Origin of the sequence: Hyunsoonleella ulvae (genome assembly GCF_016827605.1) — a bacterium.
Lineage (GTDB): Bacteria > Bacteroidota > Bacteroidia > Flavobacteriales > Flavobacteriaceae > Jejuia > Jejuia ulvae.
Genome location: NZ_JAEPJQ010000001.1, coordinates 128,550 through 145,131 on the forward strand (window position 1 = coordinate 128,550; position 16,582 = coordinate 145,131).

At 34.8% G+C, this 16,582-nt stretch carries 10 protein-coding genes; 7 read left to right on the top strand and 3 right to left on the bottom strand.

Annotation, left to right across the window (positions count from 1 at the left end; genetic code table 11):
* Positions 1-653: 653 nt before the first annotated feature.
* Positions 654-2,984 (top strand): response regulator, encoded by a 2,331-nt coding sequence (locus JS605_RS00570; RefSeq protein ID WP_203255761.1) that lies wholly within the window; start codon positions 654-656, stop codon positions 2,982-2,984.
* 195 nt (positions 2,985-3,179) lie between these two features.
* On the opposite strand, the gene JS605_RS00575 is transcribed toward JS605_RS00570, so the two are convergent.
* The 3 genes from JS605_RS00575 to pflB all read right to left on the bottom strand — a co-directional run bounded on the left by JS605_RS00575 (position 3,180) and on the right by pflB (position 7,559).
* Entirely contained in the window at positions 3,180-4,457 is a 1,278-nt protein-coding gene (locus tag JS605_RS00575; protein ID WP_203255762.1) for an L-lactate MFS transporter, read from the bottom strand.
* 37 nt (positions 4,458-4,494) lie between these two features.
* On the bottom strand, positions 4,495-5,217 hold the full coding sequence (pflA, locus tag JS605_RS00580) for a pyruvate formate-lyase-activating protein (RefSeq protein WP_317194094.1): 723 nt from the start codon (positions 5,215-5,217) through the stop codon (positions 4,495-4,497).
* Positions 5,218-5,333: 116 nt separating this feature from the next.
* The gene (gene pflB, locus JS605_RS00585; protein ID WP_203255763.1) at positions 5,334-7,559 is read right to left on the bottom strand and encodes a formate C-acetyltransferase; all 2,226 of its coding nucleotides are present in this window, start codon (positions 7,557-7,559) and stop codon (positions 5,334-5,336) included.
* Positions 7,560-7,903: 344 nt separating this feature from the next.
* Here pflB and JS605_RS00590 point away from each other — a divergent pair, with 344 nt between their 5' ends.
* The 6 genes from JS605_RS00590 to JS605_RS00615 all read left to right on the top strand — a co-directional run bounded on the left by JS605_RS00590 (position 7,904) and on the right by JS605_RS00615 (position 16,459).
* Entirely contained in the window at positions 7,904-9,676 is a 1,773-nt protein-coding gene (locus JS605_RS00590; protein ID WP_203255764.1) for an AMP-dependent synthetase/ligase, read from the top strand.
* Positions 9,677-9,773: 97 nt separating this feature from the next.
* Positions 9,774-10,166 carry a DUF1761 family protein gene (locus JS605_RS00595; protein ID WP_203255765.1) on the top strand — a complete coding sequence of 131 codons (393 nt, stop codon included), beginning with the start codon at positions 9,774-9,776 and terminating at the stop codon, positions 10,164-10,166.
* A 130-nt stretch (positions 10,167-10,296) separates the two neighbouring features.
* Positions 10,297-10,737 carry a MarR family winged helix-turn-helix transcriptional regulator gene (locus tag JS605_RS00600; protein WP_203255766.1) on the top strand — a complete coding sequence of 147 codons (441 nt, stop codon included), beginning with the start codon at positions 10,297-10,299 and terminating at the stop codon, positions 10,735-10,737.
* A 17-nt stretch (positions 10,738-10,754) separates the two neighbouring features.
* Positions 10,755-13,163: a 3-hydroxyacyl-CoA dehydrogenase/enoyl-CoA hydratase family protein gene (locus JS605_RS00605; protein ID WP_203255767.1), complete on the top strand. Its 2,409-nt coding sequence runs from the start codon at positions 10,755-10,757 to the stop codon at positions 13,161-13,163.
* A 130-nt stretch (positions 13,164-13,293) separates the two neighbouring features.
* Positions 13,294-14,484, top strand: a complete 1,191-nt coding sequence (locus JS605_RS00610; protein ID WP_203255768.1) for an acetyl-CoA C-acyltransferase — start codon at positions 13,294-13,296, stop codon at positions 14,482-14,484.
* A gap of 169 nt (positions 14,485-14,653) precedes the next feature.
* Positions 14,654-16,459, top strand: a complete 1,806-nt coding sequence (locus tag JS605_RS00615) for an acyl-CoA dehydrogenase family protein (RefSeq protein WP_203255769.1) — start codon at positions 14,654-14,656, stop codon at positions 16,457-16,459.
* Positions 16,460-16,582: the final 123 nt, after the last annotated feature.

Genomic DNA, 16,582 nt, shown 5'->3' on the forward strand with positions numbered 1-16,582 from the left:
TTATGTTGAAAAGGTATAATTTGGTTTTATGCTGCTTCAGCCCTAGGTTTCTATTTTTATCAGTTCATCAACACCTTTTGTAACCAAAATAATTATAAAATAAGATTATTGGTTTTAATTTACAATCGGTGTGGTATTACTCTATAACTTGCAAGACCAATTTTCAGAACCCCATTTTTTATAGTGTGGTAAAAATTTTCCAACCCAACCTGTAGTATATCTAAAGGTCATTTCTGTGAGGTCATTTCTTCCGAGTAAGAGGAAATAAGCTTATCAAGCAATTAAATTAACGAGAAGAATCGTTTTTAAAACTTTAACGATAGTTCTATATAAAGGAATAATAATCTCAGATTTACAAACAATGCATATTTCTTTTAGATTTAATGCGGTTTCAAAAATAACGTATGTTTGAATTTCAGTAATTTCAGGATAGATGTTTCCCAAGCGATAAACTCTATCTTCATACATTGAATTGGAAAGCAGTAATTAATTCATAAAATCAAATAAACACAAAACAATATTTGCTTGTATTTTATTTTTTTGACTAATTACTTAAATACTAAAAAAATCGCCTAAAAGCGATTTTTATCGACAAAAATAAATTTTATGTAAAAAAATACGTATATTAGACGGTTCGTTATATTAAAAATGCTATGAAATATTTAAATAATACACTTGTTATTTTTTTGTGTTTTACTGGTATTTTCATAAATAGTCAAAATGACAAACTTGATTTTCCCACTCAAAAATCTTTAGATAAATCACGTTTTTCTTCTACTAATTCCCAGGATAAATCAGCCTCTGAAATACTTCCTAAAATTTCTAAGGACTCCACGCAAGCCGAAGTCTCCCAACATGTTACGGCAATGCTAAAATGGATGCAAGAAGGACTTTATAGTTCTAACTACGCACCAACTTTAATTTATGCTGATAAAGGCATCTCGTTAGCTAGAAAAAATGGAGACATCAAGCTTCTTAGCGATGTATTAGCTACTGTAGGCCATACATTCCTTAGAATTAACGATACGATTCAAGCGAAAAAAATATTTTATGAACTACACGAGGAGGGCAAAAAAGCAAACGATAGCAGTATTATGCTACAGGCCATGAGCAACATTGCTTCTGTTTATTATTATATAGAAGGTGGAGAGGAGCAATGTATTAAAAGTTATAGAAAAGCCATAACCATAGCAGAACAATTACAAGATACTTTAAAATTATACAAGATACACCATAATTTAACTAAGCTATTTCTTGAGTTAGAACAATTAAAGGACATCCCTGATGAAATAGAAAACACCGAAAAATATGTAGAACAGTTGGGATACCCTGACGATTTCTATGCCAGCCACTTAAGCAATATTGGCGACTATCATCTACTTTTAAAACAACCTGACTCGGCTATCGTATATTTTAAAAAGTCAATTGCTCACTCTAAAGATACAGAATTAGCAGATCTTGCACATTGGGCTTATACTGGCTACAGAGTTGCCCTAGAAATGAAAGAAGATTACAAGGAATTATATGAGATTAATAAAAAGATAGAAGATTATCTTATAGCACAAAATGAAAATAGAACAAAAAATACTATTGATGCTGTAACATCAAAATTAAAGGCTGAGCAATTTAAAAATGAAATTACAACTAGTAATCTTGAAAAAGAATTATTAAAACAAAAAGCACAACAAAAAAACATTTTTATAGTTGCAATTTTATTAATAACCTTATTGCTTGTAGTGATACTCTCTACTTATAAAATTGCCAATAAAAAGAAAAAAATATTGGTTAAAGATCTTAAGTTAAAAAACAAACAATATTTAATTGCTAAGGAAGAAAGCGATAAACTAGCAAAATCTAAATCCCAATTTTTTGCAACTGTAAGCCATGAATTAAGAACCCCTCTTTATGGTGTTATAGGATTAAGCAGTATACTATTAGAAAATGTAGAGTTAAAAGAACACGAAAAAGATTTAAAATCGCTTAAATTTTCGGCAAATTATCTTCTTGCACTTATAAACGACTTATTGCAAATGAACAAAATTGATAATAAGAGTTTCACTAAAGAAGAAACCATTTTCAACTTAAGAGATTTGATAAACACTATAGTGTTTTCATTTGAGTACATTAGGTTACAGCATAAAAACAATATTAATCTTTCAATACATGATGATGTTCCTAAAAATTTAAAAGGCAACTCTGTAATGCTATCCCAAATACTTATGAATCTTATTAGTAATGCATGTAAATTTACTGAAAACGGTAATATTGATGTCATCATTAATTTAGCATATTTAGATAACGAAACCACAACCATTAATTTTACAATTAAAGATGAAGGACCTGGTATAGAGCAACATAAACTTGATAGCATTTTTGATGAATTTACTCAAATTGATTCCTCAACAAAAACATATCAAGGCACGGGTCTAGGACTTCCAATAGTTAAAAAATTACTGGTTCAGGCAGGGAGTTCTATCCATGTAGAAAGTACTTTAGGAAAGGGTAGCGCATTCAAATTTGCTTTAAAATTAAAAACAGCGTCTCAAAGTGAAGAACACATGTCTTCCTCAATAAAAGACACTTCTCAATTGGCTGGTAAAAAAACACTAATTGTTGAAGATAATCGTATCAATCAAATAGTTACCAAAAAAATCCTAAAATCGTCAGATGTCATTTGTGACATTGCCGAAAATGGAGAAGAGGCTGTACATATGGCAAGAAAAAATAATTATGATTTGATTTTGATGGATATAAATATGCCTGTAAAAAACGGTATTGATGCAGCAAGAGACATAAGAGTTTTTAATAATAGTACGCCTATAATTGCTCTAACTGCTGTAGAAATTGAAGAACAGAAATACCAAATTTTTGAATCTGGAATGAATGATATTATAGTGAAACCCTATGATATAGATGTTTTTAAACGTACAATAATAGAAAACCTAATTATTGATAAACGTAGTGAATTAAAAAAATTAGGTTAATATTTCTACCAGAGCAGAAATCTTAAAAGCAGGATCCTACAATAAATATGGAATTATATACCGATTAAAAAAACTTATTAAGCTAAAGTAAGTACAAGGTGATTGCAGGAACCTAACCTTCAATAAGTTATAAAAAAAGCACTCATGTTTTTACTAAAAGTGCTTTCCTAACTAACTCACGTATTTAAAGTACTTTTAGCTAGCAAATTTTAATCTCTTTTTATCTAACTTATTTCTATTATTTGCTTGGTACGCTTTTACTACAGTACGCTTCATTAATAACGACACCATTAAAGCCACTACAAACAAACCTGCAAAGACTTTAAGCGTGGTATCTAAAGAGCCTGTGGCGGTTTTAACCATATCGTATATTGTTGGCCCTACTACTCCTGCTAATCCCCAAGCTGCCAGTACCATACCATGTATAGCTCCTAATTGTTTTGTACCAAATAAATCTCCTAAAAAAGCGGGTAAGGTTGCAAAACCACCACCATACATAGTAATTACCGTAAACAATACGATTAAGAATAAGATTTCCATACCTATTTGTGGCAAAAAGTAAAAAGCTAAAATTTGAAATCCGAAAAACACAATATAGGTGTTGGCACGCCCCAAATAATCGGATAGTGTAGACCACATAATTCTACCCAAGCCATTAAATACGCCTATTAAACCCACGATAGCTGCAGCTTCCATAGGGGTATAGTTTAATTTCTCTTGCATCATAGGGCTTGCTGCTGATATAATAGCAATACCACAAGCAATATTAATAAACATCATAATCCAGATGTAATAAAAGCGTGGGGTTTTTAAAGCTTCATTAGCCGTAATATTTGCTAAATCTTTTTTAATGGTTTTACCCTCTCCCGGTTTAAAACCAGCAGGCAAATACCCTTCTGGTGGTCTTTCGATGTATCGTGCTGAAGACAAAATAAGCACCATGTAAATTAATCCTAAAATATAGAATGCATTAGAAACACCAACACTTTCAAAAAGCGATTGCATTACGGGGCCAAAAATTAAGGCTGCGAACCCAAATCCCATAATAGCCATTCCTGTAGCCAAACCACGTCTGTCTGGAAACCATTTTACTAAGGTACTTACAGGTGTAATATATCCTAAGCCTAAACCAATACCGCCAATAACACCATAGCATAAATAAAACAACCATAACGATTCTAATTGTACCGCCAATCCTGAACCCAAAATACCTATACCATAAAATAAACCAGCAGTTGTACCACTTACTTTAGGGCCAACTTTTTCTACCCATCGTCCTAAAAAAGCAGCTGATAACCCAAGTAATAAAATAGCAATTTTAAATGCCCATTTTATCACACTGCCATCTACATCAAATATATCTTTAACAGGATTGGTCATTACCGAATAGGCATATACCGACCCGATAGAAATATGTATGCCTACTGCCGATGCAGCGATAAGCCAACGATTTTTTAGTTTTTGTGTACTCATAATTTTCATGGTTTGAGTATGGCTCTCGCTCTACTCATTAATTTACTCTAACGTCTTTAAAATATGCTTTTAGTATGGCGACTGCCGCATCAATCTCTTCAGGTTTATTCTCTCTAGCATCTTTTAATGGGTAATCCCAACCTAAAGCCTCCCATTTATGCACACCTAATTTATGATAGGGCTGTAATTCTATCTTCTCAATGGTTTTGTAATCTTTAAAATACGTGCCCATTTGGTGTAACAGTTCTGGTGTATTGGTTATTTCTGGAATAAGCACATAGCGTAACCACATAGGCTTACCGGAAGCTTCTCTGTATTTTGCTAAATTAAATGTGGTTTCCTTATTTTTTTGCCCAGTAATGTACTCATAGCCTTCTTCGGTCATATGCTTAATATCCAGCATTACCAAATCGGCATAATCATCTAATAATTCCTCTGTAAAGTGATTGATAATTCTACCATTAGTATCAATATTGGTATGGATACCTTCTTCCTTTAAACGCTTAAACAGCGGAAGCAACTCTTTTGATTGTAACAATGGCTCGCCACCTGAAACGGTAACACCACCGCGTTTTCCAAAATAAGGCTTCTCTTTAATGGCCATTTGCACTAAATCTTCTATTGGATATTCCTTACCGCCATGGGTATCTATAGTATCTGGATTATGACAATACAAACACTTTAGTTTACAACCCTGTAGAAAGATTACCATTCTTACTCCTGGGCCATCATGTGTACCAAAGGATTCAATGGAATGCACTCTTAATATGTTATCTTTATGTTGGATGACTTTAGGTTTTTATAGTTAGCACCTGAAAAAGAAGCGTTTTATACTTTACACTTCTTTTTTCAGATGCTTACAGCATACAAATAGAATTAGATAGACTCGTGGAATGATCTTGTGATTACCTCCATTTGTTGCTCTCTGGTAAGTCTTACAAAATTCACAGCATAACCAGAAACCCTAATGGTTAATTGTGGGTATGCTTCTGGGTGTTCCATCGCATCCAGTAAGGTGTCTTTATCTAAAACATTCACATTAACGTGTTGTGCATTTTTAGAAAAATACCCATCCAATATGCAGGCTAGGTTTTCAATACGCTCTCCTGCATCAGCACCCAAAGATTTTGGAACAATAGAGAAGGTATTTGAAATACCATCCTGAGAATCTTCATAATGGATTTTAGCTACAGAATTTAATGATGCAATAGCTCCTTGTGAGTCTCTACCGTGCATAGGGTTTGCTCCAGGCGCAAATGGTACACCTTTAGCTCTCCCGTCTGGCGTAGCCCCTGTTTTCTTACCATATACCACATTTGACGTAATGGTTAACACAGACATGGTAGGTTCTGCATTTTTATAAACTGGTAATTTTTTTAGTTCATCATTAAAATCTGCCACAGCATTTGCAGCTAAAACATCTACACGATCATCATCATTACCGTAGCAAGGGAAATCGCCTTCAATTTTAAAATCTACAGTTAAACCTTCTTCATTTCTAATAGGTGTTACTTTCGCATATTTTATAGCTGATAACGAATCGGCCACAATTGATAAGCCTGCAATACCATAAGCAATATTAATTTCAGGATTAGTATCAATAAGTGCCATCTGTGCTTTCTCATAATAGTACTTATCGTGCATGTAGTGAATAATATTCATAGAATCGTTATACACGCGAGCTACCTCTTTCATGGCGATTTTAAAATTAGCCATTACTTTATCAAAATCAAGTACTTTACAGTTACAAGGCGCAATACCATCTACCATTTTAGTCCCTGTAATTTCACAACGTCCGCCGTTTATAGCCAGCAATAAGGTTTTGGCTAAATTGGTACGCGCACCGAAAAATTGAATAGACTTTCCCAGCGCTTGATATGATACGCAACACGCTATACCGTAATCGTCAGACCCTCTGGTTTTTCGCATTAATGCATCATTTTCAAACTGGATTGAAGATGTATCAATAGCCACTTTAGCACAAAAATCCTTAAAATTTTGAGGCAAATCTTTAGACCAAAGAATTGTCATATTTGGCTCTGGAGATGGACCTAAATTATAAAGTGTATTTAAAAATCTAAAAGATGTTTTAGTAACTTTAGTTCTACCATCCTCAAACATACCGCCAATAGCTTCAGTTACCCACGTTGGGTCACCTGCAAAAATTTCATCATAGGCACTCATTCTTAAATGGCGTACCATTCTCAATTTCATCACAAACTGGTCAATATACTCTTGTGCTTCAGCTTCAGTAATAATACCTTCCTGTAAATCTTCTTCAATAAAAATATCTAAGAATGTAGATACATTACCTAAGGACATCGCTGCACCATCTTGTTCTTTAACCGCAGCTAAATATCCCATGTAGGTCCATTGTACCGCTTCTTGAGCATTTTCAGCAGGACGACTTAAATCCAAATCGTACTTAGCTCCTAACTCTATAATTTCATTGAGGGCTTTAATTTGGTCTGACACCTCTTCACGTAAACGAATAACAGCATCGGTCATAGGGCCACCAATATTTGCTAAATCTTGTTTTTTAGCTTCAATTAAAGTAGTGATACCATATAGTGCCACACGACGGTAATCTCCAATCACCCTACCCCGTGCATAGTTATCTGGTAATCCTGTTAAAAACCCTAGCGAACGGAATTTTTTAATTTCAGCATTATAGGCTGAAAACACACCGTCGTTATGTGTCTTTACATATTTTGTAAATAATTCTGTTAAGTTATCATTTGGTTTTACACCCTGTTCTGCCAAGGCTTTTTGTACTACTTTAAAACCTCCAAAAGGTTTCATGGTACGCTTTAGTAGCTCATCGGTTTGTAAACCAACTATAACTTCGTTTGCTTTATCAATATAACCTGCATTAAATGCGCTAACGGTTGAAATCGTATCAGTATCTAATGCGCGTACACCATTATTTTGGCGTTCTTCCTTGGTGGCTTCTTTACAGATGTCCCATAATTTTTGAGTTTTGGCTGTTGGGCCTTCCAAAAATTCATGCGTTCCATGATAAGGTGTTATGTTATTACTAACAAAATCTCTAACATCAATCTTATCATTCCAAATTCCAGGTCTAAATGCTTTTACTTCCATCTCTATTTGTATTTATATGTTGTGTATGCCAATGTTTGACCATCCAAAGGTAGCACCCCATTACATCTTAAATCATGACAATTGTCAGTAAACCATTAAAAAGAGGATTTTGAAGATATTAAGATAAAGCCTAGGGAAATTCCAATAAATAGGATTCCATTAGCTTAGTTCTTTTATGTTTTTTCAAAAAAAGCGTTAAAAATTTGATAATTTAAAAATGAAAGCTAACTTATTTTCATAATTTCATCTAAAAATTGCATACATTGTCTTTCCTTTTAGGAATTAAGCCAATTTGAAAATCTTATTTATTTTCATAATTTGCATTAATACATTCTACAATTCTTATGACTGAGATAACACGACTTTTTGACTTTCCATATTACCAATTAGAAAACCACCCGTTAGATGCTTCGCTGAACACCAAAAAAAATGGCGAATGGGAGAAAACATCTACTAAAGATTATTTAGATAAAGCCAATGCCATAAGTAGAGCCTTGTTGAAATTGGGCGTTAAGAAAAATGACAAAATTGCGGTTATTTCATCGAATAATAGGACCGAATGGAATATTGTGGATATAGGCATTTTACAAGTTGGTGCACAAAATATTCCGATTTATCCAACTATTAGTTCTGATGATTATGAATATGTTTTGAATCATAGCGAATCCATATATTGTTTTGTAAGCTGTACCGAAGTTCTAGAAAAAATAAATAAGGTTAAAAAGAAAACACAACTTAAGGAAGTATACTCATTCGACCATATTGATGGGTGTAAACACTATTCCGAATTGTTAGAGTTGGGGGCAGAGGATGCAAATCAGAAAGACGTCGAGGCTCGAAAATTAGACATAAAACCTGAAGAGTTAGCAACAATAATCTATACTTCTGGAACCACAGGAAAGCCCAAAGGTGTTATGCTATCACACAATAATATCGTTTCTAATGTACTTTCTGCATCCAATAGATTTCCTTTAGACAAAAACGCTCGAGCTTTAAGTTTTTTACCTATTTGCCATATTTTTGAACGTGTGTTTACCTATTTATACCAGTACCGTAGCATTGAAACCTACTATGCTGAAGCTATTGATAAAATAGGTAATAATGCTAAAGAAATAAAACCACATACAATGACTGTTGTACCACGACTCATCGAGAAAGTGTATGACAAAATAATGGATAAGGGCACAGATCTTACAGGCCTTAAAAAGAAACTGTTCTTTTGGGCGGTGGAGCTTGGTGCACAGTTTAAACCCTACAGCCAAAATGGCTTTTTGTATGGACTGAAACTTGCTATAGCACGAAAACTAATTTTTAGTAAATGGCAAGCAGCTCTGGGAGGAAATATTGTTTTTATGGCTTCAGGAAGTGCTGCACTACAATCCCGACTTGGAAGAATTTTTGGAGCTGCAGATATGCCTATAATGGAATGTTATGGCTTAACCGAAACCTCTCCAGGAATATCTGCTAGTGACCGAAGAAACAATGGCTGGAAAATTGGTTATGTAGGGCGAGTTATTGACGGCGTTGAAGTAAAAATAGCAGAAGATGGCGAAATATTATGTAAAGGCCCCAATGTTATGATGGGTTATTATAAAGATCCTGAAAAAACTGCTAGTGTGATGACAGTTGACTATTTCCATACAGGAGATAAAGGAGAGATTGACGCTGATGGCTTCTTAAAAATTACTGGACGCAAAAAAGAGATGTTTAAAACTTCTGGTGGAAAATACATCATTCCCACACTTTTAGAAAATCAATTAAAGCAATCTAGGTTTATAGAACAAGTTATGGTAATTGGGGAAGGCGAAAAAATGCCAGCCGCCTTAATACAACCAAATTTTGAATTTATAAAAGATTGGATAGAACGTAAAAATCATACCGTAGGAGATTCACTAAAAGATATTGCGGCATCTGAAATTGTTCAAAAACGTATTCAGAAAGAAGTTGATAAATGCAATAAAAAGTTTGGAAAGTGGGAACAAATTAAAAAGTTTGAAATTACTGCTGAAGAATGGTCTATTGATGCGGGACATCTTACCCCCACTATGAAAATGAAACGGGATGTTATTAAAAAGATGTACGTTAATTTAATTGAGAATATATATCGGCCTTCTTAATTTAAAGCACTACAATAACACTCCCTAAATAAATGACTATTAATTAGTTATTCATTTTTTTTAGTATATTTAAACATAACCAATTAAAACTAAAAAAATGAAAACAAAGAATTTTCTAGTCTCTGGTATCGTTGGAGGCATCGTAGATTTCCTTTTAGGATGGTTGTTTTACGGCATTATTTTTAAAGACACATTCCCGCAACCAGAGGAAAGTGAACAAACCATGTTGTTTATCTTTTTAGGCTGTTTAACTTTTGGCTTTTTTGTTTCCTACATTTACAACCGATGGGCACAAATAACTACTGCCGCTACTGGTGCTAAAGCTGGTGCTATAATTGGAGTATTTATAGGCTTATTTTACAATTTCTTTAATATGGCCATGGATTCTGGAATGGAACTACAACTAGCAGCTTTAGATGTTGTGATATCTATAGTTATGACATCTATTATTGGAGCTGTTATTGGTGCCGTAAACGGTAAACTAGGATAGTTTATTTTTTACATTTTACCTTTAAACACCTCTTAATGAGGTGTTTTTTGTTTCTATGCTATTCTTTTTTTAATATATTATGCACGCATAATATATTTTTATTATATTTGAGAAATTCTAACTCTCAAGAATGAAAGACAAAACAATAGATTATGTACTTAGGACCACGTGGTTAACTGTAAATAAAATGTACAACGAAGAAGCTGCAAAATTTGAAAGCACTATGGCTACTGGTTTTACCCTACTAAGTATAGATCCTGAAAAAGGCACACCCTCAACCGCTCTTGGGCCGAAAATGGGCATGGAAGCGACGAGCTTGTCGCGCACATTAAAAACCATGGAAAAAAGAGGCTTGATAGAGCGTCATCCTAACCCAGAAGATGGTAGAGGTGTTTTGATTCACTTAACGGATTTTGGAAAAGAAAAACGAGAGCTTTCAAAAGAAAAGGTGTTGACCTTTAATGAGGCCATCAGAAAAAATATAGATGAAGAAAAATTAAGTCATTTTTACGAGGTTGCTGAAACCATAAACGAATTGGTTTCAAACAAAAAAATATACATAAACAAGTAAATTGAGTTTAAACGAAAATGGGTAAACGCATTATAAAAAAAGTTGCTGTAATAGGTTCAGGTATCATGGGAAGTGGAATAGCTTGCCATTTTGCCAATATTGGTGTTGAAGTTCTACTTTTAGATATAGTACCAAGAGCACTGACTGATGTAGAAGAGGCTAAAGGTTTAACTATAGAAGATAAAAGTGTTAGAAACCGTTTGGTAAATGATGCGCTAAAAGCATCTTTAAAATCAAAGCCCTCCCCTATTTACCATCAGAAATTTGCCAGTAGGATAACCACTGGAAATTTAGAAGATGATATTGCCAAAGTAAAAGATGTTGACTGGATTATTGAGGTAGTAGTAGAGCGACTAGACATCAAAAAACAAGTTTTTGAAAATTTAGAAAAGCACAGAACTCCTGGAACGCTTATTACGAGTAACACCTCTGGTATTCCCATAAAATTTATGAGTGAAGGCAGAAGTGAAGATTTTCAGAAGCATTTCTGTGGCACACATTTCTTCAATCCACCAAGATATTTAAAGTTATTTGAAATTATCCCTGGACCTAAAACTGAGACTTCTGTTTTAGATTTTTTGAATAATTATGGAGAGCAGTATTTAGGTAAAACTTCGGTTATAGCTAAAGATACTCCTGCATTTATAGGAAACAGGATTGGTATTTTCAGCATCATGAGTTTATTTCATACCGTAAAGGAAATGGGATTAACAATTGAAGAAGTTGATAAATTAACAGGTCCTGTAATTGGACGACCAAAATCAGCTACCTTTAGAACAGTTGATGTTGTAGGTTTAGATACTTTAGTACATGTGGCCAACGGCATTGCTGAAAATTGTAAGAATGACGAACGTTTAGAACTATTCAAACTTCCAGAATTTATATCAACTATGGTTGATAATAAATGGTTAGGTAGCAAAACGGGACAAGGGTTTTATAAAAAGGTTAAAGGCGAAAGCGGTAAAAGTGAAATCCTGTCATTAGACTTAGATACTTTAGAATATAGACCTAAAAAACGTGCAAAGTTTGCCACTTTAGAATTAACCAAATCTGTGGATAAAGTTATCGATAGATTCAAAATTTTAGTATCCGGCAAGGACAAAGCAGGAGAATTTTACAGAAAAAGTTTTGCACAGTTATTTGCTTATGTAACTTATAGAATTCCTGAAATTTCAGACGAACTATATAAAATTGATGACGCAATGAAAGCAGGGTTTGGTTGGGAACACGGTCCTTTTCAAATTTGGGATGCTATTGGTGTTGAAAAAGGATTGGAATTAATTAAAGCTGAAGGCTTAGAAGTTGCCAATTGGGTAAACGAAATGCTTTCCTCCGGTAATGCATCCTTTTATACCGTGCAAAATGGCGCTACCTACTTTTATGATATCCCGTCAAAATCACAAACTAAAGTACCAGGACAAGATGCCTTCATTATCCTAGATAACATTAGAACATCTAATGAAGTATTTAAAAACTCAGGTGTTGTTATTGAAGATTTAGGCGATGGTATTTTAAACTGTGAATTTCAGTCTAAAATGAACATCATAGGAGGTGATGTTTTAGCAGGATTAAACAAAGCGATTGATCTAGCCGAAAAAGATTTTGATGGATTAGTTATAGGAAACCAAGGCGCTAATTTCTCAGTAGGTGCAAATATTGGTATGATTTTTATGATGGCCGTAGAGCAGGAATATGAAGAATTAAATGGTGCCATAAAATACTTTCAGGATACGATGATGCGAATGCGCTATTCTGCTATTCCAACAGTTTCAGCTCCACACGGTATGTCTTTAGGCGGTGCATGCGAATTGTCAATGCATGCTGATAAAGTTGTAGCAGCAGCAGAAACTTATATTGGCTTAGTTGAATTTGGTGTTGGGGTTATTCCCGGTGGCGCAGGTTCTAAAGAAATGGCACTTCGTGCTTCTGATACCTTCAGAAAAGGAGATGTGGAATTAAATGTGCTACAAGAGTACTTTTTAACTATAGGAATGGCAAAAGTATCAACTTCTGCTTATGAAGCTTACGATTTAGGTATACTTCAAAAAGGAAAAGATGTGGTGGTTGTTAATAAAGACAGACAGATAGCTACAGCCAAAGCACATGCAAGATTGATGGCAGATGCAGGATATACACAACCCGTAAAACGTAAAGATGTAAAAGTTCTAGGAAAACAAGCCCTTGGGATGTTTTTAGTTGGCACAGACGCTATGGAGGCTAGTAATTATATCAGTGAACACGATCATAAAATTGCTAATAAATTAGCTTATGTGATGGCAGGAGGCGATCTATCTGAGCCTACTTTAGTTACTGAACAATATTTACTGGATTTAGAACGGGAAGCCTTTTTAAGTTTATGTACAGAACGAAAAACTTTGGAGCGCATCCAACACATGTTAAAAACGGGTAAACCATTACGCAACTAAAAGTAGCCCCACCTAACCTCCCCAAAGGGGAGGAACTGAAATTAAGGCCTAAATAAAAATGAAAAAGTTAAACAATTAAAATATAGCCCAAAATACTCCCTCTCCTTTGGAGAGGGTTCGGGAGAGGCTTATGAAACAAGCATATATAGTAAAAGCATACAGAACCGCAGTTGGAAAAGCGCCCAAAGGTGTTTTTAGGTTTAAAAGAACCGATGAATTAGCTGCTGAAACCATTCAATACATGATGAATGAGCTTCCTGAATTGGACAAAAAACGTATTGATGATGTTATAGTAGGTAATGCCATGCCAGAAGGTTCCCAAGGTTTAAACATGGCACGTTTAATCTCATTAATGGGATTAGATATTATTGATGTTCCGGGAGTTACAGTAAATCGTTTTTGCTCTTCTGGTATTGAAACTATTGGTATTGCTACAGCAAAAATCCAAGCAGGGATGGCAGATTGCATTATCGCTGGTGGTGCTGAAAGCATGAGTGCTGTCCCAATGACAGGTTATAAAACCGACCTAAATTATGATTTAGCCAAATCTGGCAGGGAAGAATATTACTGGGGTATGGGAAATACCGCCGAAGCCGTAGCCAATGAATTTAAAGTGTCTCGTGAAGATCAAGATGAGTTTGCATACAACTCACATATGAAAGCCCTAAAGGCGCAGGCCGAAGATAGATTTCAAGATCAAATTGTGCCTATTGAAGTTGAACAAACCTACGTGGATGAAAACGGTAAAAAAGCTACTAAAAGCTATACGGTTACTAAAGATGAAGGCCCTAGAAAAGGAACAAACTTAGCCGCTCTAGCAAAACTACGACCTGTGTTTGCTCAAGGCGGAAGCGTTACAGCAGGTAACTCTTCACAAATGAGTGATGGCGCAGCATTTGTAATGGTTATGAGTGAAGACATGGTAAAAGAATTAAATCTTGAACCTATTGCGAGATTGGTAAATTACGCAGCAGCTGGTGTGGAGCCAAGAATTATGGGCATAGGGCCAGTTAAAGCTATCCCTAAAGCTTTAAAACAAGCAGGATTAAAACAAAGTGATTTAGAGTTAATAGAGCTTAATGAAGCATTTGCATCTCAATCGCTTGCTGTTATTAGAGAATTGGATCTAAATCCAGATATCATCAATGTAAATGGAGGCGCAATTGCATTAGGTCATCCGTTAGGATGTACTGGTGCTAAACTTTCAGTCCAGTTGTTTGATGAAATGCGTAAACGTGATATGAAAGGTAAATACGGTGCAGTAACCATGTGTGTGGGTACTGGACAGGGTGCTTGTGGAATTTTTGAGTTTCTTAATTAAGCCCAAAGCCCCACCTAACCTCCCCCAAAGAGGAGGAAATACTCTAACTAAAAAGGTGTTTGTAAAGAAAAAAAGGATCAACAAAAAAGGAAATAAGAATTAATATATAATTAAAAATAACCCCGAGTAAGTTTCTCCCCCTTTGGGGGAGCTAGAGGGGGCTGTTACTATGGAAACAAAAGACATATTAAGAGGTGGCCAGTTCCTTGTAAAGGAAAGCAACTGTGAAGACATTTTTACACCTGAGGATTTTAATGAAGATCAACTCATGATGAAAGAAGCTGTTTCTGAATTTGTTGACAGGGAAATATGGGCCAAAAAAGCGCAGTTTGAACAAAAAGATTATGCATTAACAGAATCCTGTATGCGTCAAGCTGGAGAACTTGGCTTTTTAAGTGTTGCCGTTCCTGAAGAATACGGTGGAATGGGCATGGGCTTTGTAGACACATGTTTGGTTTGTGATTATATTTCTGGAGCAACAGGTTCTTTTAGTACAGCATTTGGAGCACATACAGGTATTGGTACTATGCCAATTACACTATACGGTAACGAGGAGCAAAAACAAAAATATGTACCAAAATTAGCTTCTGGAGAATGGTTTGGCTCGTATTGTTTAACAGAGCCTACTGCTGGTAGTGATGCCAATTCTGGACGAACAAAAGCAGTACTTTCAGATGATGGGAAAACATATAAAATCACTGGACAAAAAATGTGGATTTCTAATGCTGGTTTCTGTAGCGTAATGATCGTTTTTGCCCGTATTGAAGATGATAAAAACATCACAGGTTTTATAGTAGACTACGACCCTGAAAACCCTAATGGCATTACCATGGGAGAAGAAGAACATAAACTAGGTATTCGTGCCTCTTCCACACGTCAAGTATTTTTTAATGAAACTGTGGTTCCTGTAGAAAATATGTTATCTACTAGAGGAAACGGTTTTAAAATTGCGATGAATGCACTAAATGTAGGTAGAATTAAATTGGCAGCAGCCTGTTTAGATGCGCAAAGACGTACCATAACAGAATCAGTAAAATATGCCAACGAACGCATTCAGTTTAAAACACCTATTTCAAGTTTTGGTGCTATCCGACAAAAAATTGCTGAAATGGCTACCAACTGTTGGGTTGGAGAAGCAGCTACCTATCGTGCCGCAAAAGATATAGAAAAGCGTATTGAACTTCGCAAAAACAACGGAAAAGATACCCATCAAGAAGCAGAGCTTAAAGGCGTTGAAGAATATGCTATTGAATGCTCTATCTTAAAAGTAGCAGTTTCAGAATTTGTACAACATTGTACAGATGAAGGTATCCAAATTTTTGGAGGTATGGGCTTTTCAGAAGAAACACCAATTGAATCTGCTTGGAGAGACGCCCGTATAGCTAGAATTTACGAAGGTACCAACGAAATCAATCGTATGCTGAGTATAGGTATGCTCATCAAAAAAGCTATGAAAGGTCATGTAAACGTTCTAGAACCAGCTATGGCTGTAAAAGAAGAGTTAATGGGTATTCCATCATTTGATGTTCCAGATTACTCAGAATTGTTTTCAGAAGAAAAAAATATCATTAAAAATTTAAAGAAACTATTTTTAATGGTAGCTGGTGCAGCACTTCAAAAATACGGCGAGAAAATTGAAGAGCAACAACAATTAATGTTAGCGTCTTCTGATATATTGATTCAAATTTACTTGGCAGAATCTGCAATTTTACGTGCAGAAAAAATGGCTAAAAAAGAAGGAGAAGATAACGTTAAAGAGCAAGTTGCTATGGCAAAATTAAATTTATTCCATGCTATCGATGTTATAGAAACTGCAGGCAAACACTCTATCATTTCCTTCTCTGAAGGCGATGAACAAAAAATGATGCTTGTAGGCCTAAGACGTTATATCAAATATGTAAACATGCCTAATATTATTGAGCTCAGACATATTATCGCAGAAAAAGTAATTAAAGAAAATAAATATTGTTTTTAGAGTTTAAACTCTAAACATATCGTGTGACTAATTCAAATGTAAAAGGCGCTTCAAATTCAATTTTGAGGCGTTTTTTTATTTCTTTATCTTGTAGTTCTTTAAAAAATTGTCTAATAATGTCCT